At 36.2% G+C, this 25,652-nt stretch carries 22 protein-coding genes; 21 read left to right on the forward strand and 1 reads right to left on the reverse strand.

What is annotated here, in order from left to right; translation table 11 throughout:
* Positions 1-252: 252 nt before the first annotated feature.
* From rimP to NX902_RS10130, 20 genes are all read left to right on the forward strand, one after another.
* Positions 253-726, forward strand: coding sequence for a ribosome maturation factor RimP (gene rimP / locus NX902_RS10035; RefSeq protein ID WP_171510308.1), 474 nt, complete (start codon positions 253-255; stop codon positions 724-726).
* An 81-nt stretch (positions 727-807) separates the two neighbouring features.
* A complete protein-coding gene (gene nusA, locus NX902_RS10040) occupies positions 808-1,935 on the forward strand; it encodes a transcription termination factor NusA (protein WP_095329218.1) in 1,128 nt (375 codons plus the stop codon).
* Positions 1,936-1,950: 15 nt separating this feature from the next.
* Positions 1,951-2,235 carry an RNase P modulator RnpM gene (gene rnpM, locus NX902_RS10045; protein ID WP_095329219.1) on the forward strand — a complete coding sequence of 95 codons (285 nt, stop codon included), beginning with the start codon at positions 1,951-1,953 and terminating at the stop codon, positions 2,233-2,235.
* Entirely contained in the window at positions 2,232-2,534 is a 303-nt protein-coding gene (locus tag NX902_RS10050; RefSeq protein ID WP_016201165.1) for a YlxQ family RNA-binding protein, read from the forward strand. Before rnpM ends, NX902_RS10050 begins: the two co-directional genes overlap by 4 nt.
* Positions 2,535-2,553: 19 nt before the next feature.
* Positions 2,554-4,722, forward strand: a complete 2,169-nt coding sequence (infB, locus tag NX902_RS10055; RefSeq protein ID WP_163185017.1) for a translation initiation factor IF-2 — start codon at positions 2,554-2,556, stop codon at positions 4,720-4,722.
* Positions 4,719-5,000, forward strand: a complete 282-nt coding sequence (locus NX902_RS10060) for a DUF503 domain-containing protein (protein ID WP_095329221.1) — start codon at positions 4,719-4,721, stop codon at positions 4,998-5,000. Before infB ends, NX902_RS10060 begins: the two co-directional genes overlap by 4 nt.
* A 21-nt stretch (positions 5,001-5,021) precedes the next feature.
* On the forward strand, positions 5,022-5,390 hold the full coding sequence (gene rbfA, locus NX902_RS10065; protein WP_095329222.1) for a 30S ribosome-binding factor RbfA: 369 nt from the start codon (positions 5,022-5,024) through the stop codon (positions 5,388-5,390).
* A gap of 280 nt (positions 5,391-5,670) precedes the next feature.
* Positions 5,671-6,588 carry a tRNA pseudouridine(55) synthase TruB gene (gene truB, locus NX902_RS10070; RefSeq protein ID WP_095329223.1) on the forward strand — a complete coding sequence of 306 codons (918 nt, stop codon included), beginning with the start codon at positions 5,671-5,673 and terminating at the stop codon, positions 6,586-6,588.
* An 83-nt stretch (positions 6,589-6,671) separates the two neighbouring features.
* Positions 6,672-7,619 carry a bifunctional riboflavin kinase/FAD synthetase gene (ribF, locus tag NX902_RS10075; protein WP_163185020.1) on the forward strand — a complete coding sequence of 316 codons (948 nt, stop codon included), beginning with the start codon at positions 6,672-6,674 and terminating at the stop codon, positions 7,617-7,619.
* Between the two features lie 337 nt (positions 7,620-7,956).
* On the forward strand, positions 7,957-8,226 hold the full coding sequence (gene rpsO / locus NX902_RS10080) for a 30S ribosomal protein S15 (protein ID WP_016201171.1): 270 nt from the start codon (positions 7,957-7,959) through the stop codon (positions 8,224-8,226).
* Between the two features lie 231 nt (positions 8,227-8,457).
* Positions 8,458-10,578, forward strand: coding sequence for a polyribonucleotide nucleotidyltransferase (gene pnp, locus NX902_RS10085; RefSeq protein WP_095329224.1), 2,121 nt, complete (start codon positions 8,458-8,460; stop codon positions 10,576-10,578).
* Between the two features lie 181 nt (positions 10,579-10,759).
* Positions 10,760-11,716, forward strand: a complete 957-nt coding sequence (locus tag NX902_RS10090; protein ID WP_163185023.1) for a polysaccharide deacetylase family protein — start codon at positions 10,760-10,762, stop codon at positions 11,714-11,716.
* Between the two features lie 268 nt (positions 11,717-11,984).
* On the forward strand, positions 11,985-13,223 hold the full coding sequence (locus NX902_RS10095; RefSeq protein WP_095329226.1) for a M16 family metallopeptidase: 1,239 nt from the start codon (positions 11,985-11,987) through the stop codon (positions 13,221-13,223).
* Between the two features lie 328 nt (positions 13,224-13,551).
* Positions 13,552-14,427, forward strand: coding sequence for a dipicolinic acid synthetase subunit A (gene dpaA, locus NX902_RS10100; RefSeq protein ID WP_163185026.1), 876 nt, complete (start codon positions 13,552-13,554; stop codon positions 14,425-14,427).
* A 26-nt stretch (positions 14,428-14,453) separates the two neighbouring features.
* A complete protein-coding gene (locus tag NX902_RS10105) occupies positions 14,454-15,047 on the forward strand; it encodes a dipicolinate synthase subunit B (protein WP_047940047.1) in 594 nt (197 codons plus the stop codon).
* 262 nt (positions 15,048-15,309) lie between these two features.
* Positions 15,310-16,356: an aspartate-semialdehyde dehydrogenase gene (gene asd / locus NX902_RS10110; RefSeq protein ID WP_095329228.1), complete on the forward strand. Its 1,047-nt coding sequence runs from the start codon at positions 15,310-15,312 to the stop codon at positions 16,354-16,356.
* Between the two features lie 361 nt (positions 16,357-16,717).
* Complete coding sequence (gene dapG / locus NX902_RS10115; RefSeq protein WP_047940049.1) at positions 16,718-17,941, forward strand: aspartate kinase; 1,224 nt, start codon at positions 16,718-16,720, stop codon at positions 17,939-17,941.
* 44 nt (positions 17,942-17,985) lie between these two features.
* On the forward strand, positions 17,986-18,849 hold the full coding sequence (gene dapA, locus NX902_RS10120; protein ID WP_095329229.1) for a 4-hydroxy-tetrahydrodipicolinate synthase: 864 nt from the start codon (positions 17,986-17,988) through the stop codon (positions 18,847-18,849).
* A 476-nt stretch (positions 18,850-19,325) separates the two neighbouring features.
* Positions 19,326-20,663, forward strand: a complete 1,338-nt coding sequence (locus NX902_RS10125) for an amino acid permease (protein WP_123257474.1) — start codon at positions 19,326-19,328, stop codon at positions 20,661-20,663.
* Positions 20,664-20,856: 193 nt separating this feature from the next.
* Positions 20,857-22,530, forward strand: a complete 1,674-nt coding sequence (locus tag NX902_RS10130) for a ribonuclease J (RefSeq protein ID WP_123259103.1) — start codon at positions 20,857-20,859, stop codon at positions 22,528-22,530.
* 55 nt (positions 22,531-22,585) lie between these two features.
* Here NX902_RS10130 and NX902_RS10135 read toward each other — a convergent pair.
* Positions 22,586-23,931, reverse strand: a protein-coding gene (locus NX902_RS10135) for an IS3 family transposase (RefSeq protein WP_341160705.1) whose coding sequence is annotated in 2 segments (ribosomal slippage) — positions 22,586-23,487 and positions 23,487-23,931 — 1,347 coding nt in all. Because the reading frame shifts where the segments join, the coding sequence is not laid out codon by codon here.
* 90 nt (positions 23,932-24,021) lie between these two features.
* Between NX902_RS10135 and NX902_RS10140 the strand changes: the two genes are divergently transcribed.
* A protein-coding gene (locus NX902_RS10140; RefSeq protein WP_341160533.1) for an IS3 family transposase occupies positions 24,022-25,595 on the forward strand; the annotation gives its coding sequence in 2 pieces (ribosomal slippage) (positions 24,022-24,664 and positions 24,664-25,595; 1,575 coding nt in all).
* Positions 25,596-25,652: the final 57 nt, after the last annotated feature.

A 25,652-nucleotide genomic window follows, 5' to 3' on the forward strand; every position in this document is an offset into this window, starting at 1 on the left:
AACCTTGAAACTACGGACTTTCATTTGCATAAATGAAGTGGTTATGGTATAGTTTATTTGGAAATACTAAGGATAACTTTCGCGAATGGAGAGTGGGGCAACCCACTCTTTCCTGTTTGTATTAGGGTTTTTTTTCCTAAAATCAAAGGAAAGGGTATCGCTGATTGATGGATGAGCAACAAAGAGTACATATTTCAGGCTGCTAAGTTGACTCTAAAAACATAATAAGGTTCCTTGCTTAAGGAGGGAAAAATTTTGAGCAAAGTAACAGAAATAGTCGAAGAAATGGTACATCCTATTTTAGATGAACTACACTTAGAATTAGTAGATGTCGAATATGTAAAAGAGGGACCAAACTGGTTTTTACGGGTATATATTGACAAAGATACAGGTGTAGATATTGATGAATGTGCAGTCGTTAGTGAAAAACTTAGTGAGAAGTTAGATGAAGTCGATCCGATTTCAGAAAACTATTTTCTTGAGGTTTCTTCACCTGGAGCAGAGCGACCATTAAAAAAAGACAAAGACTTTGAAAAAGCGATTGGAAAAAATGTCTATATTAAAACATATGAACCGATTGAAAAGGAAAAAACATTCGAAGGAGTCTTAACAGCTTTTGATGGTAAAACAGTAACAGTTGAAGTGAAAATTAAAACAAGAAAGAAAACGATTGAGATTCCATACGAAAAAGTGGCAAAAGCAAGACTTGCAGTTAGTTTTTCATAATGTATAAAGAATCGATAAAATGTCTTTTGTAATCGATCATTATAATTTTTCATAAAAGAGAATAAAGGGGGATAAACGCTCATGAGCAGTGAATTAGTTGATGCTCTAGTGTTACTTGAAAAAGAAAAAGGAATATCACGTGAAGTGATCATGGATGCCATGGAAGCAGCTTTGATCTCCGCTTACCGTCGTAATTTTAACCAAGCACAAAATGTACGAATTGATTTGAATTTAGGTGCTGGATCTATGCGTGTATTTGCTAGAAAAGAAGTAGTAGATGAGGTGTTTGACCCACGTCTTGAAATTTCTTTAGAAGATGCACAAAGAATTAATCCAAACTATGAAGTGGAAGATGTAGTGGAGTTGGAAGTAACGCCAAAAGACTTTGGTAGAATTGCTGCCCAAACTGCTAAACAAGTAGTAACACAAAGAGTTCGCGAAGCAGAAAGAGGAATTATTTATTCTGAATTTATTGATCGCGAAGAAGATATCATGACAGGAATTGTTCAACGCCAAGACAGTAAATTTATTTACGTCAGCTTAGGCAAAATTGAAGCGATTTTACCAACAAATGAACAAATGCCTAATGAGCATTATAAACCGCATGATCGTATTAAAGTTTTCCTGACAAAAGTGGAAAAGACAACAAAAGGTCCCCAAATCTTTGTGTCTAGAACACATCCTGGGCTACTTAAAAGATTATTTGAGATGGAAGTACCTGAAATTTATGATGGTACAGTTGAAATAAAATCAGTTGCTCGTGAAGCGGGAGATCGCTCTAAGATTTCTGTTCATTCTGAGAACGAAGAGGTAGATCCGGTAGGTTCATGTGTAGGCCCAAAAGGAACTCGTGTACAGACGATTGTTAATGAGTTAAAAGGGGAAAAGATTGATATTGTTAAGTGGTCAAGTGATCCTACTGTTTTCGTTGCAAATGCTCTTAGTCCTTCAAAGGTATTAGAAGTTATTGTAAACGAAGAAGATAAAGCAACAACGGTTATTGTTCCCGATTATCAATTGTCGCTGGCTATCGGAAAGCGAGGCCAAAATGCACGTCTGGCTGCAAAGCTAACAGGCTGGAAAATTGATATCAAATCCGAGTCAGAAGCAAGAGAAGCTGGAATTTATCCTACTGAAAATTCATTGATTAAGTTTGATGATGAAGTAGAAGAGGATGATTTCCGCTTAAACACAGAAGATTTCGAGTGATAGAGGTGAATGTGTGTGAACAAACCAAGAAAAGTACCAATGCGTAAATGTGTTGCTACCGGTGAAATGAAGCCGAAGAAAGAACTAGTTCGCATCGTTCGTTCCAAAGAAGGGATTGTATCCGTCGATTTAACGGGAAAAAAATCTGGTCGAGGAGCATATCTCTCATTGGATAAAGAAGCAGTACTATTAGCCAAGAAGAAGAATATTCTTTCTAGCCAGCTTGAAGTTACTGTAGATGATACAGTTTATGACGAGCTGTTAGAACTAATAGATAAGGAGCAAAGACAATCCAAATGAACGATAACAAGTGGATGTCATTACTTGGCTTAGCAAATCGAGCACGGAAAATAACCTCAGGTGAGGAATTGACCGTTAAAGAAATTAGAAGCGGTAATGCAAAGCTAATATTATTGTCGGAAGATGCGTCACAAAACACGACAAAGAAAATCACTGATAAATGTCGTTCCTATAAAGTACCAGTGAAGCTTGTTTCAAATAGGGAAATCCTAGGTAAAGCAATAGGGAAAGAACAACGAGTGGTTGTCGCTGTTTTGGATAATGGATTTGCAAAAAAACTTTTAACGCTGCTCGATTAATTCTAGCGGGGGTGAAATGATGAGTAAAGTGCGAGTATACGAATACGCAAAAAAATATAACATTTCAAGCAAGGATGTTATTGCAAAATTAAAAGAGATGAATATAGAAGTCTCAAACCATATGACTACATTGGAAGAGGATACAGTCAAAAAATTAGATAGTATATATAATAAAAAGAATGAAGAAAATAAGCCAAAAGCGCCAGCTGCGAAAGTGGCTGCTAAAAATATCGCCGACGAGTATGAAAAAGAAAGCGATGAAATGGCTGAAAAGGGGAAAGTAAATCAATCTGTGAAAAATACTAAAGATAATAAGCCAGGTTTTAACAAACCAAAAAATAATAATAATAACAATAAGAATAGAAATAACAATCGTAAAGGGAAGCAAAATACTGCTCCAGCTGCACCGCCAGCTCCGAAAAAAGAAAAAGAATTACCAGAGAAAATTACATTCAGTGAATCGTTAACCGTTGCTGAATTAGCAAAAAAATTGCACCGAGAACCATCTGAAATCATCAAAAAATTATTCCTTCTTGGTGTGATGGCAACCATCAACCAAGAATTAGATAAAGATGCAATTGAATTAATCTGTACAGATTATGGTGTAGAGGTCGAAGAGGAAATCCAAATTGATACGACAGATCTAGAAGTATACTTTGCAGATGAAGAAGGCGTAGAATTAGTAGAACGTCCATCTGTTGTTACCATAATGGGACACGTTGACCACGGGAAAACAACATTGCTTGACAGCATACGTAATACGAAAGTAACAGCAGGAGAAGCTGGTGGTATTACTCAGCATATTGGTGCATACCAAATTGAGGAGAATGGCAAGAAAATTACTTTCCTTGATACACCTGGACATGCGGCCTTTACTACAATGCGTGCACGTGGTGCGAAAATCACTGATATCACAATTCTTGTTGTTGCTGCTGATGATGGTGTTATGCCACAAACAATTGAAGCAATTAACCATGCAAAAGCAGCTGAGGTTCCAATTATCGTTGCTGTTAATAAAATGGATAAACCAACCGCTAATCCAGATCGCGTAATGCAAGAATTAACAGAACATGGATTAGTACCAGAAGCTTGGGGTGGGGATACTATCTTTGTTCCACTTTCCGCTTTAAGTGGTGAAGGTATTGACTCTCTGCTTGAAATGATTCTTTTAGTAGGAGAAGTAGAAGAGTATAAAGCAAATCCAGACCGTAATGCAGTTGGTACTGTTATTGAAGCACAATTAGATAAAGGAAAAGGTTCGGTAGCAACATTGCTTGTACAAAATGGTACATTGCATATAGGGGATCCGATTGTTGTTGGGAACACATTTGGTCGTGTGCGTGCAATGGTTAATGATCTTGGCCGCCGAGTTAAAACAGCAGGACCATCAACGCCAGTGGAAATCACTGGGTTAAACGATGTTCCTCAAGCTGGTGATCGCTTTGTTGTTTTCAAAGACGAGAAAACTGCAAGACAAATTGGAGAAGCTCGTTCCACACAAGCGATTCAAGCGCAAAGATCTGAAAAAACAAGAATCAGCTTAGACAACCTGTTTGAACATATGAAACAAGGGGAAATGAAAGATATTAATATCGTTCTTAAAGCCGATGTTCAAGGTTCAGCAGAAGCGTTAGCAGCTGCTCTTTATAAAATCGAAGTAGAAGGCGTAAACGTAAAAATCATCCATACAGGTGTAGGGGCGATTAATGAATCAGATATTACCCTTGCTGCAGCATCAAATGCGATTGTAATTGGATTTAATGTACGTCCTGACGTAAACGCGAAAAGAGCGGCAGATGCTGAAGAAGTAGATGTACGCTTACACCGTATTATCTATAAAGTTATCGAAGAAATTGAAGCAGCGATGAAAGGGATGCTTGATCCTGAGTTCCAAGAAAAGATTATTGGTCAAGCGGAAATTCGTCAAACTTTCAAGGTTTCTAAAATCGGTACCATTGCAGGCTCTTATGTAACGGACGGGAAAATTACAAGAGACAGCGGTATTCGTTTAATCCGTGATGGTGTTGTTATTTTCGAAGGGGAAATTGATGCATTAAAACGTTTCAAGGACGATGCAAAAGAAGTAGCTCAAGGTTACGAATGTGGTATTACCATCAAAAACTTTAACGATGTTAAAGAAGGCGATATTATCGAAGCATATGTAATGGAAGAAATTGAGCGTAAATGATTGTTGGATTAATGTCAGTGGAATGCATTATTTATGATGCCCACTCATTAAAAGAAAAGCGGGCGGTTCTGCAAAGAATTATGACCCGCTTAAAGCAAAAATTTAATATCTCTATTTCAGAAGTCGGGTATCAAGATACTTGGCAAAGAACAAAAATTGCTGTTGTTACCGTTGCTTCTGCGCGAGTTTCGGCTGAAGGTGTGCTGCAACAGACACAACAGTTTATTGATTCTTTTCCTGAAATAGAGAGAACCATAACAGATATAGAATGGCTTTAAAAAAATGAGGTGAATTGCGCGATGAGTCTAAGACCAAATCGTGTTGGTGAACAAATGAAGAAGGAACTAGGCGAGATTATTAGCCGTAAGATAAAAGATCCTCGCATTGGTTTCGTAACGGTTACAGACGTTAATGTTACTGGTGACCTTCAACAAGCAACTGTGTATATTTCTGTACTTGGCGACCAAGAACAACGGGAAAATACACTAAAAGGACTAGCAAAAGCGAAAGGATTTATCCGTTCTGAAATCGGACAAAGAATTCGTTTACGCAAAACTCCTGAAATTACGTTTGAATTTGATGAGTCGATAGATTACGGAAATAGAATTGATACATTATTGCATCAAATCGCAAAAGAAAATCCGTCCAGTGATGACGAAAGAAAATGATGTAACATAAACTTGCTCCTATCGGACTTTTTCCATGATACTTATGGATGGACGATAGGAGTTTTTTTATAAGCGGTGGAAATGAAGCCCATTGAATTCCACTCTAGGAACTTGCTTTCTGCTGGACGGAGGAGCCTCCTCGGCATATCCTTGTGGTTTTCCCTCAAATCCGGCAGGAGTCAAATTTCCTCCGCCGCATTAACAAGACTTTTAAATTATATTACAATTGAGGACTCAAGATTAAGAGTTTTTTTCATAAAATGAATAAAGGATGAGGTATATGGAAGGGATTTTACCATTATGGAAGCCCAAGGGGCTTACTTCCCATGATTGTGTTTTTCGTTTGCGGAAGATTTTACATATGAAACGAATCGGTCATACTGGAACATTGGATCCGGATGTAACTGGTGTATTACCAATTTGTTTAGGAAGAGCAACAAAAGTAGCTGAATATATAACAGACGCAGGAAAAGAATATGTAGGAGAAGTAACGATAGGGTACTCTACGACAACGGAGGATCGTTCTGGCGAAAAGGTCGAGGAGAAAAAAGTAGCGGAAATCATTACGCGAGATAGAATAGAAGCGATTTTACGAGAACTAACAGGGGAAATTACACAAACACCACCAATGTATTCAGCTGTTAAAGTAAATGGGAAAAGGCTTTATGAATATGCTAGACAAGGGATTGAGATTGACCGTCCTTCTAGGCAAGTAAACATTTACTCCTTAGATTTAATCGACGAATGGCAAGTGTTACAGGGAGACACTGTATCCTTCCGTTTTAGAGTGAGCTGTAGTAAAGGCACCTATATTCGCACACTTGCTGTTATGATCGGCGAAAAATTAGGGTATCCTGCCCATATGTCAGACTTGTGCCGAACTCGTTCTGCCGCCTTTACGAAACAAGAGTGTGTAACATTTGAAGAACTAGAGAAATATGTAGAAAATGGGAAGCTGGAAAACTATATTTATCCACTGGAAGACGCGCTTTTACATTTGCCGAAATATGAAATAAATGATACATTAGCAATGAAGGTACGAAACGGAACGGTATTAGAAACTCCTGCTTATCTACTAGATGAACAGGAACCAATTGTCATTCAAACAACAACAGGTGAAGCGTTAGCTATATATGTTCAGCATCCAACAAAACAAGGATTAATCAAACCGTCCAAAATATTAAAAATCTTGGAGTAACCATTGATGCTCTCGTTCACCTTGAAAGAAAGTTTAACGACAAATGAGAAAAAAGAAATTTGTTAGAAAAGGTGAGTAGCACAGTGAAGATAGTTAGAATAAACCATTCAGAACGAAATAAAGAGCATGATAATCCGCCAATTTCCATTGCGTTAGGTTCCTTTGACGGAGTTCATCTTGGCCATCAAAAGGTAATTGGCGAAGCGAAAAGAGTGGCAGATGAAAATGGATGGAGCAGCGCGGTGATGACATTTGACCCCCATCCTTCAATCGTATTAGGTGGAAAAACAAAAAAAGTAGATTACTTAACATCTTTTGAAGCAAAAGTAGAACAATTAGCAAACTTAGGGATCGATTATTTATTTATTGTCGATTTTACGATTGAATTTGCTAGCTTGCCTCCTCAAGAATTCGTTGATTTGTATTTAATTGATTTAAATGTGAAACATGTAGTAGCCGGTTTTGATTATACTTATGGAAAGAAAGCTCAGGGCACAGCCGAGACTCTTTCTAAGCATTCACGTGGTAAATATGAAACAACGATTATTGGCAAAGAGACTTTTGGGGGCGAGAAAGTAAGTTCTACTTTAATTCGCTCTCTTATAAATAATGGTGAAATGGAAAAGGTGCCTGCTCTTTTAGGTAGACACTATTCAGTAAATGGGACGGTTATCCATGGCGACAAACGCGGAAGAACGATTGGTTTTCCTACAGCAAATGTGAAATCAACTAGCGATGTCATTTTACCTCCGCTAGGTGTATATGCAGTTCGATTCTTTGTCAATGAAAAATGGTATGAAGGAGTCTGTAACCTCGGTACAAAACCGACCTTTCAGCCCGATGAGAAAAAGATTAGTATCGAAGTCCATATTTTTGACTTTCATCAAGATATTTATGGCCATTCCGTAATCATTGAATGGCATAAACGAATTAGAAGCGAACAAAAATTCAATGGCATCGACGAACTAGTAGCCCAAATTGAAAAAGACAAGCAAACTGCCTTACAATACTTTTATGAAAAGGCACAATAAGAAAAAGAAAAGCAACCTGAATATTTCTAACTAGATTGGGATATACTGAAAAATATATCCCAACTAAATAATGGAAAGAAACTAGTGTTTTCTAGTGTGATTTTTAGCAGGACTGACTAGAAATACCCTAAGACTTACAATAGTAGTCAATTTTTTTTGGATTTTATTTTTATGTTCTTTGTTTATAAAAAAATAAAAGGTTATGTCTTGATTTTTCCAAAGAAAACAGTTATTCTTAAAGACGTACTAAAAACAACCTTTGCTTGGCAAAATCGAATCACCAACGTTTTGCTCGGTAATTGGGGATTAGTGTAATAGAATTAGGAGGTGAAACAGGATGGCAATCACTCAAGAACGTAAAAACGAACTTATCAATGAGTACAAAACGCATGAGAACGATACTGGATCTCCAGAAGTTCAAATCGCTGTCCTTACTGAGTCAATCAATAATTTGAATGAACATTTACGTACACATAAAAAGGATCATCACTCACGTCGTGGTCTTTTGAAAATGGTAGGTAGACGTCGTAATCTTTTAACTTACCTACGTAATAAAGACGTTCAACGTTACCGTGTTTTAATTAACAAACTTGGTCTACGTAGATAGTTAAAAAAAGCGGGATATTTTTCCCGCTTTTTTATTGTAAATAAATGCGAATCTAACATATGATTAGTATAGATTACATAAATTAATTTCGTTTTTTAGTTACATAAAATGTGTATACTAGTAGAAGAGAAATTTAAGGATAGTATTCTTTATTTTATAAAATAACGCAGGTTTTAGGTAGTTCTTAACCGGAAACTTCCATGAAGTGAATGAGTAGAGAGGGGTTTATGAATGGGACAAGATAAGCATGTCTATTCCATTGACTGGGCTGGAAGAAAGCTTACAGTTGAAATTGGACAATTAGCAAAACAGGCAAATGGTGCAGTACTTGTACGATACGGGGATACAGCTGTATTAAGCACAGCAACTGCTTCAAAAGAACCAAAGAACTTAGACTTCTTTCCATTAACAGTAAATTATGAAGAGCGTCTATATGCGGTTGGGAAAATTCCTGGCGGTTTCATCAAAAGAGAAGGACGCCCAAGTGAAAGAGCAATACTTGCAAGCCGCTTAATTGATCGACCAATTCGCCCATTATTTGCAGATGGCTTCCGTAATGAAGTACAAGTTGTCAGCTTAGTAATGAGCGTGGATCAAGATTGTACGTCAGAAATGGCCGCTATGTTTGGATCTTCATTAGCATTATCTGTTTCTGATATTCCATTTGGAGGACCAATTGCTGGTGTTTATGTTGGAAGAATCGATGGAAAATTTGTCATCAATCCAACGGTTGAACAAGCAGAAAAAAGTGATATTAACCTTGCTGTTGCAGGTACAAAAGATGCAATCAACATGGTTGAAGCTGGTGCCGATGAAGTACCAGAAGAAGTAATGCTTGAAGCAATTATGTTTGGACATGATGAGATTAAACGCCTAATTGCATTCCAAGAAAAAATTGCAGCAGAGATTGGCAAAGAAAAAATGGAAGTTGTACTATACGAATTGAATAAAGACATCGAAGCAGATGTGCGTGCATTATGTGAAAGCGAAATGCTAGATGCTATTCGTGTACAAGAGAAGCATGCTCGCGAAGCAGCTATTAAAGAAGTAAAAGATTCTGTCATTGCAAAATATGAAGCAGAAGAAGCAGAAGAAGAAGATTTAAAACAAGTGAAAGCTATTTTAGATAAATTAGTGAAAAATGAAGTTCGTCGTCTCATCACTGAAGATAAAGTTCGTCCAGATGGACGTGGCTTAGAAGAAATTCGCCCACTGTCTTCTGAAGTGCATTTATTACCGAGAACACACGGGTCAGGACTATTTACTCGTGGACAAACTCAAGCATTAAGTATTTGTACATTAGGTGCTTTAGGAGATGTGCAAATATTGGATGGCCTTGGGGTAGAAGAAGAAAAACGATTTATGCATCACTATAATTTCCCTAATTTCAGTGTTGGTGAAACAGGACCAATGCGTGGACCTGGACGAAGAGAAATCGGTCATGGTGCGCTAGGGGAAAGAGCATTAGAACCAATTATTCCTTCTGAAAAAGACTTCCCATATACAATTCGCCTTGTATCAGAAGTATTAGAATCCAATGGTTCCACTTCACAGGCTAGTATTTGTGCAAGTACCCTTGCTATGATGGATGCTGGTGTGCCAATTAAAGCACCAGTTGCTGGTATTGCAATGGGGCTGATTAAATCTGGTGAACATTATAGTATTTTAACAGATATTCAAGGGATGGAAGATCATCTAGGAGATATGGACTTTAAAGTAGCTGGTACTTCTAAAGGGGTAACGGCACTTCAAATGGATATAAAAATTGATGGATTATCACGTGAAATTTTAGAAGAAGCATTACAGCAAGCTAAGATTGGCCGTATGCAAATTCTTGAATCCATGTTGGCAACAATCAATACACCTAGAGAATCACTATCTTCTTATGCGCCAAAAATTTTAATGATGTCTATCAACCCAGACAAAATTCGCGATGTTATTGGACCAAGTGGTAAACAAATCAATAAAATTATTGAAGAAACTGGCGTTAAAATTGATATCGAGCAAGATGGTACTGTATTTATTTCTTCTGTTGATGATGAAATGAATAACAAAGCAAAACAAATTATCGAAGATATCGTTCGTGAAGTTGTTGTTGGACAAATGTATCTTGGTAAAGTAAAACGAATCGAGAAATTCGGTGCGTTCGTTGAAATTTTCAACGGAAAAGATGGACTTGTTCATATTTCAGAGCTTGCTGAAGAAAGAATTGGCAAGGTAGAAGATGTAGTAGCAATCGGTGATGAAATCCTTGTGAAAGTAACAGAAATTGATAAACAAGGAAGAGTAAATTTATCTCGTAAAGCTGTTTTGAAAGAACAAAAAGAACAAGCTGAGAATGCAAAAAACTAATAAAATTGAAATCAAGGGTACCCGCTAAAAAACTACTTATGTTTTTTAGCGGGTATTTTTTGTGGAATGAAAAGGAACGTTTTGAACAAAATAATAGGAGAAAAGGATAAGTTAAGTCCGTCATTAAGCGTTCTACCTTGTCCTTTCCTATCATATGGTAGTAACTAGGGGGGAAAAGGTGATGAAGAAAACAGTTTCACTTATAGGAATACTAGCCATCTCTTGGTTTTTAGTTAATAATCCTTGGGCTGATACATATGTAAGTACTTTACAAGAAAACGCTGTCTCAGTGACAGCAACTAACTCTTTATATACGACGATAAGCGAGAAAGCGAAAGACTATGAAAAGAAGCCGATTGATGCCAAGCTTGATCCTGTATGGAAAGCTATTCCTGGATTAAATGGGGTGACAGTGGATATTGATGCTTCTTACAAGAATATGAAAAAAGAAAAGAAATTCAATGAACAAAGATTGGTTTTTAAGCAAGTGAAACCAAAAATTACACTAAATGATTTGCCACCTGCTCCTATTTATAAAGGGAATCCAGAAAAAGAAATGGTAAGCTTTATTATAAACGTAGCATGGGGAAATGAATTTTTACCTGACATACTATCAACCTTAAAAAAGCATCATGTCAAGGCGAGTTTTTTCTTGGAAGGCAGATGGGTTCAGAAAAACCCAGATCTTGCTAAAATGATTGCAGAAGCAGGGCATGAACTCGGAAATCATTCCTATACCCATCCAGATATGAGTAAAATTAGCAGTAGTAAAATTCATGAGGAAATCGTAAAAACAAATGATGTCATCGAAGCGACAACTGGTAAGCAAGTCACATTATTAGCGCCACCAAGTGGGTATTTTAATAATGAAGTAGTGAAAATTGCCGCTCAACAAAAGCTTAAAACAGTAATATGGTCTGTGGATACGATTGATTGGCAAAAACCAAGTCCTGATACATTGCTTAAAAGAGTTACAGGGAAGATCCATAATGGGGCTCTAATCCTTATGCATCCAACAGAAGTTACTACAAATAGCCTTGAACATTTAATTATCGAAATCAAAAATAAAGGATATAAAATCGATACAGTTAGTGACATGCTTAGTGAAGAACGAGAAAGCATAAAAACAAAAAAATAGTAGTTCGATTCATCTTATAGTATTCTATAAAGAGAAAACGTTTTATTATAGTCTTGCTTCTTATAGAAGAAAAACAACATCTATAAGAAAGGACATGGCAAATGAAGCCAGTCTTCCTTTTAAAGGGGAACTAACCGCTATTCATTTTTAAAATGGATATATGTTATCATTATATTAAAACAATATTTTGGAAAAAATAAGAGGAATAAGATATACTAGCAGTCGCAGCTACTTTTTGCAACTTGGTAGAAGAACAGGAGGAACATAATTGATCAAAAGATATACTTGCCAAAATGGAGTAAGAATTGTATTGGAAAACATTCCAACGGTACGTTCCGTTGCTATTGGCGTATGGATTGGTACAGGATCTCGTAAAGAAGATGAAAAGAACAATGGGGTATCTCACTTTTTAGAGCATATGTTTTTTAAAGGAACAAAAACACGTAGTGCGAGAGAAATTGCAGAATCATTTGATAGTATTGGCGGCCAGGTAAATGCTTTTACTTCAAAAGAATATACTTGTTATTACGCAAAGGTTTTAGATACACATGCTGATATGGCGTTAGAAGTGTTAGCAGATATGTATTTTAACTCGACATTTGATGAGGAAGAATTAAAGAAAGAGAAAAATGTTGTCTGTGAAGAGATTAAAATGTATGATGATACACCTGATGATATTGTTCATGATTTATTGAGTCAGGCAATTTATGATAAACATCCACTTGGCTATCCGATTTTAGGAACTGAAGAGACACTGGCTACGTTTAATGGAGATACGCTAAGAGAGTATATGTTTAATCATTATACACCAGAGAATACGGTTATTTCGATCGCAGGAAACATTACCGAAGCATTTATTTCAGAAGTAGAAAAATATTTTGGGTCATTTGAAGCCGGTAAATCCGAAATAGAACTAGTAAAGCCTTCTTTCCATGCCAATAATTTTTCACGCAAAAAGGAAACAGAGCAAGCACATCTATGCTTAGGTTTTAATGGGTTACAGGTGGGACATGATAAAATGTATACACTTGTATCTTTAAATAATATTCTTGGCGGCAGTATGAGTAGTCGATTATTCCAAGATGTACGCGAACAAAAGGGTTTAGCTTATTCGGTATTCTCTTATCACTCCGCATACCAAGACAGTGGAATAGTGACAATCTATGGTGGCACAGGAGCTAAGCAGTTAGATGAATTATTTGATACTATTCAAAATACGCTTGCCCTCTTGAAAAAAGAAGGAATTACCGAAAAGGAACTTCTAAATAGTAAAGAGCAGCTAAAAGGCAGCTTGATGCTAAGCTTAGAGAGCACTAATAGCCGTATGAGCAGAAATGGAAAAAATGAACTGTTATTAGGTAAACATCGCTCCTTAGATGATATCATTGCCGATATTGATCGTGTCACAAAAGAAGAAGTTGATCAAATGGCAAATGATATATTCACTGACACATTCTCGGTCTCTCTAATCAGCCCAGACGGACAATTACCAAAAGCACTTCAATAAAAAGCTACATATATAATAAAGAGCTAGGAAACAGAATTCCCTTCTGAATCCTAGTTTTTTTATGTTTGAGCACTTCTAAAAATATTTTCTTGCTTTCCCCTTTATAAAGGAGTTGCCATAACTCACTTCTGAAAAATCCCTGTCCACGAAGAGGAGACTTCAACCAAAACTTGTTCCGAACATCGTTATTTATATTCTAGATAAGGAAAGAAACCATCTTTTTAAGGAAATGCAGTAAACAACTCACCTAATAATAGGTAATCACATAAGATGTTGAAGTAGCGAGCTATGAAAAACAGGATCTTTAAAAAAAGAAGGTGAAATATTCATGCTGAAAAGGATGAAAATCGCGATTATCGGCGGTGATGCAAGGCAGCTTGAAATTGTTCGTAAATTAACAGAACAACAAGCAATCCTTTCATTAATTGGCTTCGAGCAATTGGACCATGCATTCACTGGAGCTACAAAAGAAAAAATCGATAACGTAGATTTTTCGAAAATAGATGCTATTATCTTACCCGTTCGAGGAACAGACCTAAATGGGCAAGTTGATACAATCTTTTCGAATGAGAAGGTTTTTTTAACGAAAAAAATAGTAGAAAAAACCCCTGAGCATTGCATCATATATTCAGGAATAACGAATGATTATTTAAATTTGCTTATTAAAGAAACCAACCGATCATTAGTTCAATTATTTAACCGAGATGATGTAGCAATTTTAAATTCTATTCCAACTGTCGAAGGTACAATAATGATGGCAATTCAACATACAGACACAACGATTCATGGATCGAATGTTATTGTGCTTGGGCTAGGTCGTGTAGGCATGAGTGTTGCACGTACTTTTCATGCCCTAGGAGCGAAAGTAAAGGTCGCAGCAAGTCAAAGTGAACATATTGCTCGCATTATCGAAATGGGATTAATCCCAGTACATTTAGATGATTTACAGATTGCAGTCGATGATATTGATATTTGTATAAATACAATTCCCCATCTTGTCGTAACTTCTGATGTCATTGAAAAAATGCCATTGCACACATTGGTAATTGATTTGGCATCTAAACCAGGCGGAACAGATTTTCAATACGCAGAAAAAAGAGGAGTTAAGGCATTGCTTGCGCCGAGTTTACCGGGGATTGTAGCTCCGAAAACAGCGGGAAATATATTGGCAGATGTCTTAGCACAATTACTGGATGAACAATAGCAGGCAATGAGAGGAGAATATGAATCATGAGTTTACAAGGAAAAAGAATAGGGTTTGGCATTTCAGGTTCTCACTGTACGTATGAGGAAGTGGTGCCACAAGTAGAAAAGTTAGTGGCACAGGGAGCGGAAGTTGTACCAGTTGTAACAGGAAATGTAAAAAATACGGATACTCGTTTTGGGAAGGGGAAAGATTGGGTTAGTAAAATAGAAGAAATAACAGGACAGAAAATAATCGATAGTATTGTAGCTGCAGAGCCGCTTGGACCGAAAGCACCTCTTGATTGTATGGTAATTGCCCCATTAACAGGAAATAGTATGAGTAAATTCGCAAATGCAATGACTGATAATGCAGTTTTGATGGCAGCAAAAGCGACATTAAGAAACCAAAAGCCTGTTGTATTGGGAATCTCTACTAATGATGCTTTAGGATTAAATGGGATTAATTTGATGCGTTTAATGGCAACAAAGAATATTTTCTTTATTCCATTCGGTCAAGATGATCCTGAGAAAAAGCCGAATTCTATGGTTGCAAGAATGTCTATGCTTGCAGAAACAATTGAAGCAGCATTAGAATATAAACAGATTCAACCAGTAATAGTGGAAAAATATCTAGATTAACAGGAAAGCACATGATTATTTAATAAGGCATATAAATCACGTTCATTGAAAAAGAATGGTAGACTGATAAGAAAACGCACCGTAAAAAGGCGCTTGTCGACTTCCACAAGGAACTTTATAGCGCCAATCGGTGTTTTTTGAAAGAATCTGATAAAAGTTTCTTTTATTGCTGCTTGAATATGTTAAAATAGATAATATTATTTAAGGCGGAGCGTAACGCTTACCTATTATTAAGAGAAAGCCTTTGGAAGGAGAACCTTAAATGGAGCAATTAAAAGGATTTAACGTAGCAGTAGTTGGAGCAACAGGGGCTGTTGGTCAACAAATGATTAAAACATTAGAGAGCAGAGATTTTCCGATTTCGACTTTAACACTTTTGTCCTCTAAACGTTCAGCAGGAACAAAGGTTCAGTATAAAGATAAAGAAATTGTCGTACAAGAAGCAACTCCGGAGAGCTTTAAAGGAATTGATATCGCATTATTCAGCGCTGGCGGAGGTGTATCGAAAGAACTTGCACCACATGCAGTAAGACATGGAGCAATTGTTGTTGATAATACAAGCGCATTCCGTATGGACAAAGACGTGCCATTAGTAGTTCCGGAAGTAAACGAAGAAGATCTTCGTGAGCACAATGGAATAATTGCAAATCCAAACTGTTCCACTATTCAAATGGTGGTTGCTTTACAGCCATTAAAGGAGAAATTTGGTCTTTCGAAAGTATTAGTATCCACTTATCAAGCTGTATCTGGATCGGGTGCTGCAGCTGTAGAAGAGTTGAACAGTCAGACACAAGCAATTCTTAATAAAGAAGCATTTGAGCCGAAGATTCTACCAGTAAAGAGTGATAAAAAGCATTACCAAATCGCATTCAATGCAGTCCCACAAATTGATGTATTTACTGATAATGGATTCACTTACGAAGAAATGAAAATGATCAATGAAACAAAGAAAATAATGCATGCAGATGACTTAAAGGTTGCAGCGACTTGTGTCCGCATTCCAGTAGCAACCGGTCATTCTGAATCTGTTTATTTTGAATTAGATAACGATCAAGTATCAGTGGAAGAAATTAAATCCTTGTTAGCTGATGCTCCTGGCATTGTGCTTCAAGACGATCCAAGTAATCAAGTTTACCCAATGCCTGCAGATTGCGTAGGAAGCAATGATGTATTTGTCGGCCGTATTCGCCAAGATTTAGATGTGAAAAACGGTTTCCATATGTGGGTCGTTTCCGATAATCTATTAAAAGGTGCAGCATGGAACTCTGTACAAATTGCTGAAAGTCTAATTAAATTAGGGCTAGTTTAATGGACTAGTGAAGAAAGGCAAGACTGTAGAGGTTTAGTATGCAGGAAAATTACCTGTAAGTAGATTTCTATTTTATTCTACATACAGGAAGTACAAGTTTGGACACAAGCCTAAATAATGGTGCCAAAATCTTGTCTTTCTTATTATGAAATGATTCCTTAAATAGAATCCTATTTAGGGAATCATTTAAATAAGTGTGCTCATTTTGGTTGGAAAAAATCATCAAAGTTAAAACAACAAGGGATCCTCCTAGTAAAATGATGAAAGGGGTAATCTTTTTAGAACTAGATTCCCCAAATTTGTTTTAGAAAAGGCACCCTTATATTACACTCTTTTAAGAAAGTGTTCAGAGGTGTTTATTGTGAAAATCATGGTTCAAAAATTTGGCGGAACATCTGTTAGAGATGAAAAAAGCCGAATTCAAGCAAAAGATCATATTAAAGATGCATTAAATGAAGGATATAAAGTAGTAGTAATTGTTTCTGCGATGGGACGAAAAGGAGAACCTTATGCAACAGATACATTGTTGTCTTTAGTCGGCGGATCAGAATCAAGTATCAGCAGAAGAGAAAACGACTTATTAATGTCATGTGGCGAAATTATTTCTAGTGTTGTGTTTACACAACTATTACTAGAAAATCAGATTTCAGCAACTGCATTAACAGGTGCTCAAGCTGGATTTAAGACAAATAATGATTTTACCAATGCCAGAATTATGGAAATGGATTGCAGCCGTGTTCTTGAGGAATTAAAAAATCACGATGTTGTTGTTGTAGCTGGTTTCCAAGGGGCAGCGCCAAATGGAGATACAACGACTTTAGGAAGAGGCGGAAGTGATACGTCTGCGGCTGCTTTAGGATCGGCACTTCAAGCAGAATATATTGACATTTTTACTGATGTAGAAGGTATTATGACGGCAGATCCAAGAATTGCAGAAAATGCTCGTCCGCTATCTGTTGTTACCTATTCAGAAGTTTGCAATATGGCTTATCAAGGAGCAAAAGTTATTCATCCACGAGCAGTGGAAATAGCAATGCAAGCAAAAGTACCGATTAGAATACGCTCAACGTATTCTAAGGGGACTGGTACACTTGTCACCTCGAGTAATGCGGAAAGTCGAGGCAGTGACATAAAAGAAAGACCTGTAACAGGAATTGCTCATGTAGCAAACGTAACTCAAATTAAAGTTTTTGCAAAAAAAGATCAGTACGACTTACAATCGCAAGTCTTTAAAGCGATGGCAAATGAAGAAATCAGTGTAGACTTTATCAATATTTCACCTAACAGTGTCGTATATACTGTAACAAATGAGATGACAAACAAAGCAATTGCCGTTCTTGAAAATATGGGATATGAACCAGTTATCGAAAAAGAATGTGCAAAAGTATCCGTGGTTGGTGCTGGAATGGCCGGTGTACCTGGGGTGACATTTAAAATTGTTACTGCACTCTCAAATAAAGGAATTCGTATCCTCCAATCAGCTGATAGCCATGCAACTATCTGGGTGCTGGTGAAACAGGATGATTTAGTAAGTGCAGTTAATGTATTACACGATGCGTTTGAGTTAGAAAAAGAAATAGAATAAAAAAATAGATACAACGAGATCGAAATGAGAATAGGAGTGGAACGATGGGTTTATTTGGTAGGGTGTCAACGGCCATGATTACACCATTTGATGCCAAGGGACATATAGATTTTCCAAAAACAACACAGTTAATTAATCATTTACTTGAAAACGGAACAGATTCTTTAGTAGTAGCTGGTACTACTGGAGAATCGCCCACATTATCCAAACAAGAGAAGATTGCTTTATTTAAACATGTGGTAAAGGTAGTGGAAAAGAGAGTTCCAATCATTGCAGGAACAGGTAGTTATAACACATATGAGTCCATCGAATTAACGAAACAAGCAGAACTTGCAGGTGTGGACGCTGTTATGGTAGTTGGACCATACTATAACAAGCCGAACCAAGAGGGGTTATATCAACATATTAAAGCAGTTGCAGAATCTACAAAACTACCCGTTATGATATATAATATTCCAGGTCGTTCTGTTGTTAATATTGAACCAGAAACTATTATTCGTTTGTCAGAAATTGATAATATTGTAGCTGTAAAAGAGGCTAGTGGAAATTTAAATAATATCACGAAAATTATTGCATCAACACCAGCTGATTTTTATGTATACAGTGGTGATGACAGCTTAACTTTACCACTTTTATCTGTAGGAGCAACAGGAGTGATTTCTGTAGCTTCGCATATTATTGGTAAAGAAATGAAAGAAATGGTGACTTCTTTCTTAGATGGAAAGGTTGAGGAAGCATCTAAAATGCATCAACAATTACTTCCTCTTATGTTAATTCTATTTAAAGCTCCAAACCCTGTTCCAGTAAAAACAGCATTACAATTAAGAGGATTTGACGTAGGTTCTGTTCGTTTACCTTTAGTGCCATTAACAGAGGAAGAACGAATCGAGTTAGCGAAATTTATTTAAGGAATTAGAAGGATATCGTATATCCACAAGGACTAATGATAACAGTTTATTTGATTCTTTTTTGCTAGTTTTAATAAATGTTTACGTGTCAGAAGAGTTTAGCTATCTCTTATTACGACGGATAAACCAAAGCAAAAATGGTTTATTCGTCCTGAGATAACTAGCTCTTCTGTCTTTTTTATCTCACATCTTTACTAAGAAAAACTTGTTTCTAAACTAGTTTTTGATTATGATTGGATACATCATCATATTTTTAAATAGGGCAAACATAAGTTTCAACATATAAGAAACTAGAAGTTTTTGAAGGTAGATGAGTGTTTAGCTATATCGTCTTGCGAATTTTTTGTTTGGTGGAAGTTCACATTTGAAAAATGCAAACTGTCTTCCCAGTTTCTCAATCGAAAAATTGTGGTTTGGACAATGGTTAGTAAGACGCAAGAACATTTTGATAAGGTTAAATGTAAGGAGGAGAAGTCATGGCGAAAAATCAGCTGCAAAAAAACTTATTGCCAAGACATATAAGTTTAATGGCCATGGGAGGAGCTATTGGGACAGGGATATTTAAAGGTAGTGGAGAAACAGTTTCCATTGCAGGTCCAGGTGTTATTTTTACATACATATTTGCAGGACTTTTATTACTAGTAGTGATGGGCAGTATTGCGGAAATGGCTATTGTTTATCCAAATACAAACATGAAGGGCTTTATTGGGAAGGCTTTTGGGAACCAGACAGCATTCGTTATTGGCTGGATGTACTGCATTTTATGGCTTGCGGTATGTGTGATTGAAGTAGTTGTAGCAGGAAGCTTTCTGCAGTTTTGGCTACCAGATGTGCCATTATGGATATTAAGTATTCTGTGCGCAGTAGGTTTAATTGTCGTTAATACAATGAATGTGAAAAATTATGGAGAATTTGAATTTTGGTTTGCTGGTATTAAAATTGGCATGATTATTATATTTATTATATTAGGAGCCGCTGTTTTATTTGAACTTATTCCATCTGGGCAAACAAACTATCTACAAAATTACACAGAGCATGGCGGCTTTTTCCCAAATGGATGGACATCTGTCTTTTCTGCCTTATTAATTGTTATGTTTTCCTATGGTGGCTCCGAGCTCATTGGTGTATCGGTAACGGAAACGAAGAATGCAGAAAAAGTATTGCCAAAAGTTATTAAAAGCTTTATATTTCGTATTGTTTTATTTTATACATTGCCTATTTTAATTATTTGTGGACTAATTCCCTGGAATGAGTTAACAGAAGAATCCAGTCCTTTTGTCCAAGTACTTTCGATTTCTGGATTATCTGGAGCGGCACACATTATGAATTTTGTCTTAATTATTGCTGTGTTATCTGCTGCAAATTCGGGTATATATGGATGTACCAGAATGATGTACTCACTTTCAACGGAGGGTGAAGGACCAAAAGCCTTTAGTAGAGTAAACCACAATGGAGTGCCGATTTATAGTTTAATGGTTACAGGTATAATCTTAATTGCCGGATCAATGATTGCTTTATTTAAACAAGATCAAGTCTTTTCTTTACTTATGGCATTCCCTGGATTTGTCGTATCGGTTGTATGGATTATGATTTGTCTAGCACAGCTAAAGCTTAGAAAACAATATCCTCTTCAGCCAAGTTTTAAAATATGGGGGTATCCATATATTCCGATATTTACTGTAACCTGCTTAGGGATCATCAGCATTAGTTTCTTATTTGATGAGGCAAATCGAATTAGTATACTAGCATGTTTAATTTGCTTTTTTGCTGTAATAGCTATCTCTATATTTAAGTTTAAATCGAATAAACGGTAAAAATTTTTATTATAGGAAAAAAGGGTTGAAAAGCTAGGCAAACTAAAGAAAAATACCTCCTGATATCGTTATGAAATGGATCTGAAAAAGGAAGATTTCATAAAATTGGTTGTAAACATTTTTAAACATCAAGTATAATAATCATAACTGATCAATGGTCGGCTTAACTCAACATAGGAGGAAACAAAAATTGATGAAAAATGACAAAATAAAGCTTGTCGCACTCGGCGGAGTGGGCGAGAACGGTAAAAATATGTTTGTAGTCGAAGTAGACGAAGATATATTTGTAATTGATGCTGGTTTAATGTACCCGCAAAATGAAATGCTCGGGATCGATATTGTTATTCCTGATATCGCGTATTTAAAGCAAAATAAAGAAAAAGTAAAAGGAATTTTCTTAACACATGCACATGAAGATCATATCGGAGGTTTATCTTATATTTTAAGAGACTTAGATGTACCGGTTTATACGACTTTATTAACAGCTGAACTAACAAAGGAAAAGATGAAAGAGCAAGATTTCAAAGGACAAGCACAATTCGAAATTGTGACATCGAAATCTGTTCTAACATTTGCTTCCTCAAAAGTGTCCTTCTTTAAAACAAATCATAGTATCCCTGATAGCATTGGGATTGTTATTCATACATCAGAAGGTGCAATCGTACATACTGGCGACTTCAAATTCGATCAAACAGCCAGTGATCTTTACAAGCCAGATTATGGCGAGATGGCAAAAATCGGGGAAGAGGGAGTATTAGCGTTATTATCTGACAGTACGAATGCAGATAAACCAGGTTATTCTACAACAGATTTTGTTGTAACTCAAAGCTTAATTGAGGCGTTTTTACACACAAAGGGTCGGATTATTGCAGCATGTTTTGCAACTGACTTAAATAGAATTCAACATATTATTGATGCAGCTGAAAAAACAAATCGAAAAGTCGCGATTATCGGCAAGAATTTACAAAGAGTGTTGCAAATTGCGTTAAAACACAATTATTTAGATGTTGATGAAGAAACGATCGTTACCTATAACGAGCTTCAAGGATATACACAAGATCAAATGGTAATTATTACTACTGGTACAAAAGGCGAACCAATTGAAGCACTGCAAAAAATGGTCAAAAAAAATCATAAGCAAGTAAGCATCATGGAAGGAGATACCGTTTTATTCGCAGCATCTTCTTTCCTAGGCAGTGAAGTATTTGTTGGAAAAACAATTGATAAATTATACAGAGCAGGTGCAACACTTCTAGCAGGCTATAAAACCTTTAACAGCTCCAATCATGGCAGTCAAGAAGAATTAAAATTTATGATTAATATGATGAAGCCTAAATTCTTTTTGCCGATCCATGGCGAGTATCGCGTGTTAAAGGCACATGAAAAAATTGCGATTGAATGTGGCGTACCACCGCAAAATATCTACCTTCCAGAACAAGGAGAGGTGCTTGAATTTAAAGAAGATACCCTCCGTGTAGGCGGAAAAATTCCAGCTGGGAATGTATTAATTGATGGCAGCGGTGTTGGTGACGTTGGAAATATTGTTTTAAGAGACCGGAAGTTATTATCACAAGACGGAATTTTAACAGTTGTCGTAACATTAAATAAAGCGGAAAGAAAGATTTCTGCTGGTCCCGAAATCATTACAAGAGGTTTTGTATATGTTCGCGAGTCCGAGAAATTGCTAGAAGAAGCAGCTGACCGTGTAAGAGATATTGTAGAGAAAAGTATTAGTAAGGACAGCTTTGATTGGACTGGAATTAAGCAAGATATTAGAGATACGCTAAACCAGTTCTTATATGAAAAAACAAGACGTAGACCAATGATCTTGCCAATTATAATGGAAGTTAAGCCAGTTAGAAGATAAAAGTGAGAGCCTCCTTAAGTGCAGTGACCCCTAAAAGTTAGACGCAGTTATTTCATTAGGCAACTTGTTGAAAATGAGTTCGGTATTGTACCGGACTCATTTTCAATTTTCCCTTTAACCGTTTTCTATTATAGTATTCTATATATTTTTCTAATTCTAGTTTAAAGTGGTTCACACTTTCAAATTCCTTAAAATAAAGGAGTTCTGACTTCAGTATCCCAAAGAAGTTTTCCATTACAGAGTTATCGTAACAGTTCCCTTTACGTGACATACTCTGTTTAATCCCTTTTGCTTGAAGCAAGTTGCGATATTGTTTCATTTGATAATGCCAACCTTGGTCGGAATGCATGAGTAATTGATGCCTTTTTGGTAAGGATTCTAATGCTTTTTCTAACATGTCCGAAACTAATGAATACGTTGGTCGAGAACCGATGGTATACGTAATAATTTCCCCATTAAATAAATCTAATACAGGCGATAGATACAGCTTTTCCCCAAATAACTTGAATTCTGTAATATCTGTTACCCATTTTTCATTTGGTGCGTCCGCACTAAATTGACGGTCTAAATGATTTGGCGCAATTTTACCGACTGTGCCTTTATAAGATTTATATTTTTTCATCCTCACTAGACATTTTAAACCCAGCTCTTTCATGATTCGTTGAACCTTTTTATGATTTACTTTTTTTCCACGATTCACTAGCTCATCCCGAATACGTCGGTATCCGTAACGACCTTGATGTTCTTCATAAATGGCTTGGATTTCTCTTTTTATATCGGTGTCTGGATCAGGTCGATTCATTCGTTTTACTAAATCATAATAGGTGCTGCGTGGAATGCCAGCGAGTTTTACGAGTGACTTCACCGAATACTTATGCCTTAACTCATAGACTACTTGTGCTTTGTCTTGTTTGGTGATTTTTCCTTGTTTTGAACTAAGGCATTCAACTTTTTTAAATACTCATTTTCCATTTCCAGTTGTTTTATTCGATCTTCTAGTGCTTCAAAAGAACGATCAGTAGAACTTTGTTTATTTGAATCTTTTTTCATGGATAGACGCCCCTGTTCCTGTGACTGAAGGGCCTCTATCCCTTGTGTTTCAAACTTTCTTTTCCAAACAGCTAGAGTGGAATGCGCTGGGATATTAAAAATAGCTGCCGTTTCACATAGAGAAGTACCATTTTCAGTCATATATTGTAGTACTTCTAGTTTAAACATTTGTGTATAACTTGTACAACGTTTCATCAATGCCTCTGCACCATTGTAGTTGTATTGTCTTACCCATTTAACAATCGATTTGTGATCTATTCCAATTGATTTTCCAATTTCTCTGTAACTTTCTTTTCCGCTTAAATAGCGAGTTACGGCTTGTAGCTTCATTTCCGCAGTAAATTTGGACAAAAAAACTGCACCTCCAATTATTTGATATGCTCCCCAATAAGTAGACAGGTTAAAAAAATAAATCTGTTTAGTTATTGGGGAGATTTTTTTATGAAAAAATATAGTCACTCTAAAGAAGAAAAATTAGAGATTTTAAATTTTTATAATAATAGCCATTTTACTCTTAACGAAGTTTCAGAATTATATAAAGTAAATACTAGAACAATCAAAGATTGGCAAAATAATTATCTATTTTTTGGAGAAGACGGTCTTGAAAGACAAACAAACCACAATAATTATTCTAAAGAAGTAAAATTGGGAGCTGTTCAAGACTATATATCGGGTAAATACTCATTAAGAGAGACCGTTAGACGATATAAACTTTCAGGTACAACCGTTTTAAGAAATTGGATTAAAAAGTATACTAGTCATAGTGAATTAAAAGATTCGGGTAAAGGAATGAGCCAAACTATGACTAAGGGAAGAAAGACTACGATAAAAGAGCGTATTGAAATTGTACAAACTTGTATTGCTCAGGGGAAAAGCTACAGAATTGTAGCTGAACAATATGAAGTTTCTTACCAACAAGTATATCAATGGGTAAAGAAATATGAAGAAAAAGGTGTGCAAGGATTACAAGACCGTCGTGGCCATACAAAAGCAGAAGAAGAATTAAGTAATGAAGCTAAACTACGTTTAGAAATCCAACGGATAGAACGTGAAAATGAACGATTACGTGCAGAAAATTTATTCTTAAAAAAGTTAGAGGAAATAGAAAGGAGGCATCGTTAACCAAAACTCGTAATACTAACCGATATGTCGTAATCAAGGAATTAGCTACGAATGGATCACTATCTATCGTTTTATTATGTAAAATAGCTGGTGTTACACGTGCTGCTTATTATAAATGGCTAAAACGTCAACCATCCAAAAGAGAAGTTGAGAATGAACAACTCCTAGAATCAATCAAGTTACTTTATAAGCAAGTAACTGGCATTTATGGGTATCGTCGTATCACACTTACTATCAATCGTCATCGTGAAAATAATAATTTGCCGAAGGTTAATAAAAAACGTATTTATCGTTTAATGAAATTGTGTCGATTGAAATCGGTTATTCGTCAAAAACGAAAAAAATATCGTAAATCTACTTCTAATTATGTTGCAGAGAATATACTTAGTCGTGATTTTAATGCCGAAAAGCAAAATCAGAAATGGTGTACTGATGTTACAGAATTAAAATATGGTAATGGTAAAAAGGCATATTTAAGTGCCATTATTGACCTATATGACAAATCAATTATTAGTTATATATTGGGACATTCAAATAATAACAAACTTGTCTTTCAAACTATAGTACCGGCCATACAAAGTTTAAAAGAAGATGAGCATCCACTAATACATAGTGACCGTGGCTATCAATATACTTCAAAGTTCTTTAAACAAATAATAGATAATGCTGAAATGGTGCATAGTATGTCCAGAGTGGGACGTTGTATTGATAACGGACCAATCGAGGCTTTTTGGGGTACGCTTAAATCTGAGAAATACTACCTGAACAAATATGATACATATGCGACACTTGAAGAAGCGATTCATTCCTATATTGCATTCTATAATTTAGAGCGTTATCAAGAAAGATTAAACGGCATGAGTCCCTTAGAATTCAGGAATCAAGCCGTTTAAGGTATTTTTATTATTTCCACTGTCTACTTGACAGGTAGCACTTCAATTGTAGATAGT

It is taken from the genome of Niallia sp. FSL W8-0954 (genome assembly GCF_038005605.1).
In the GTDB taxonomy this organism is placed as follows: Bacteria; Bacillota; Bacilli; order Bacillales; family Cytobacillaceae; genus Niallia; species Niallia circulans_A.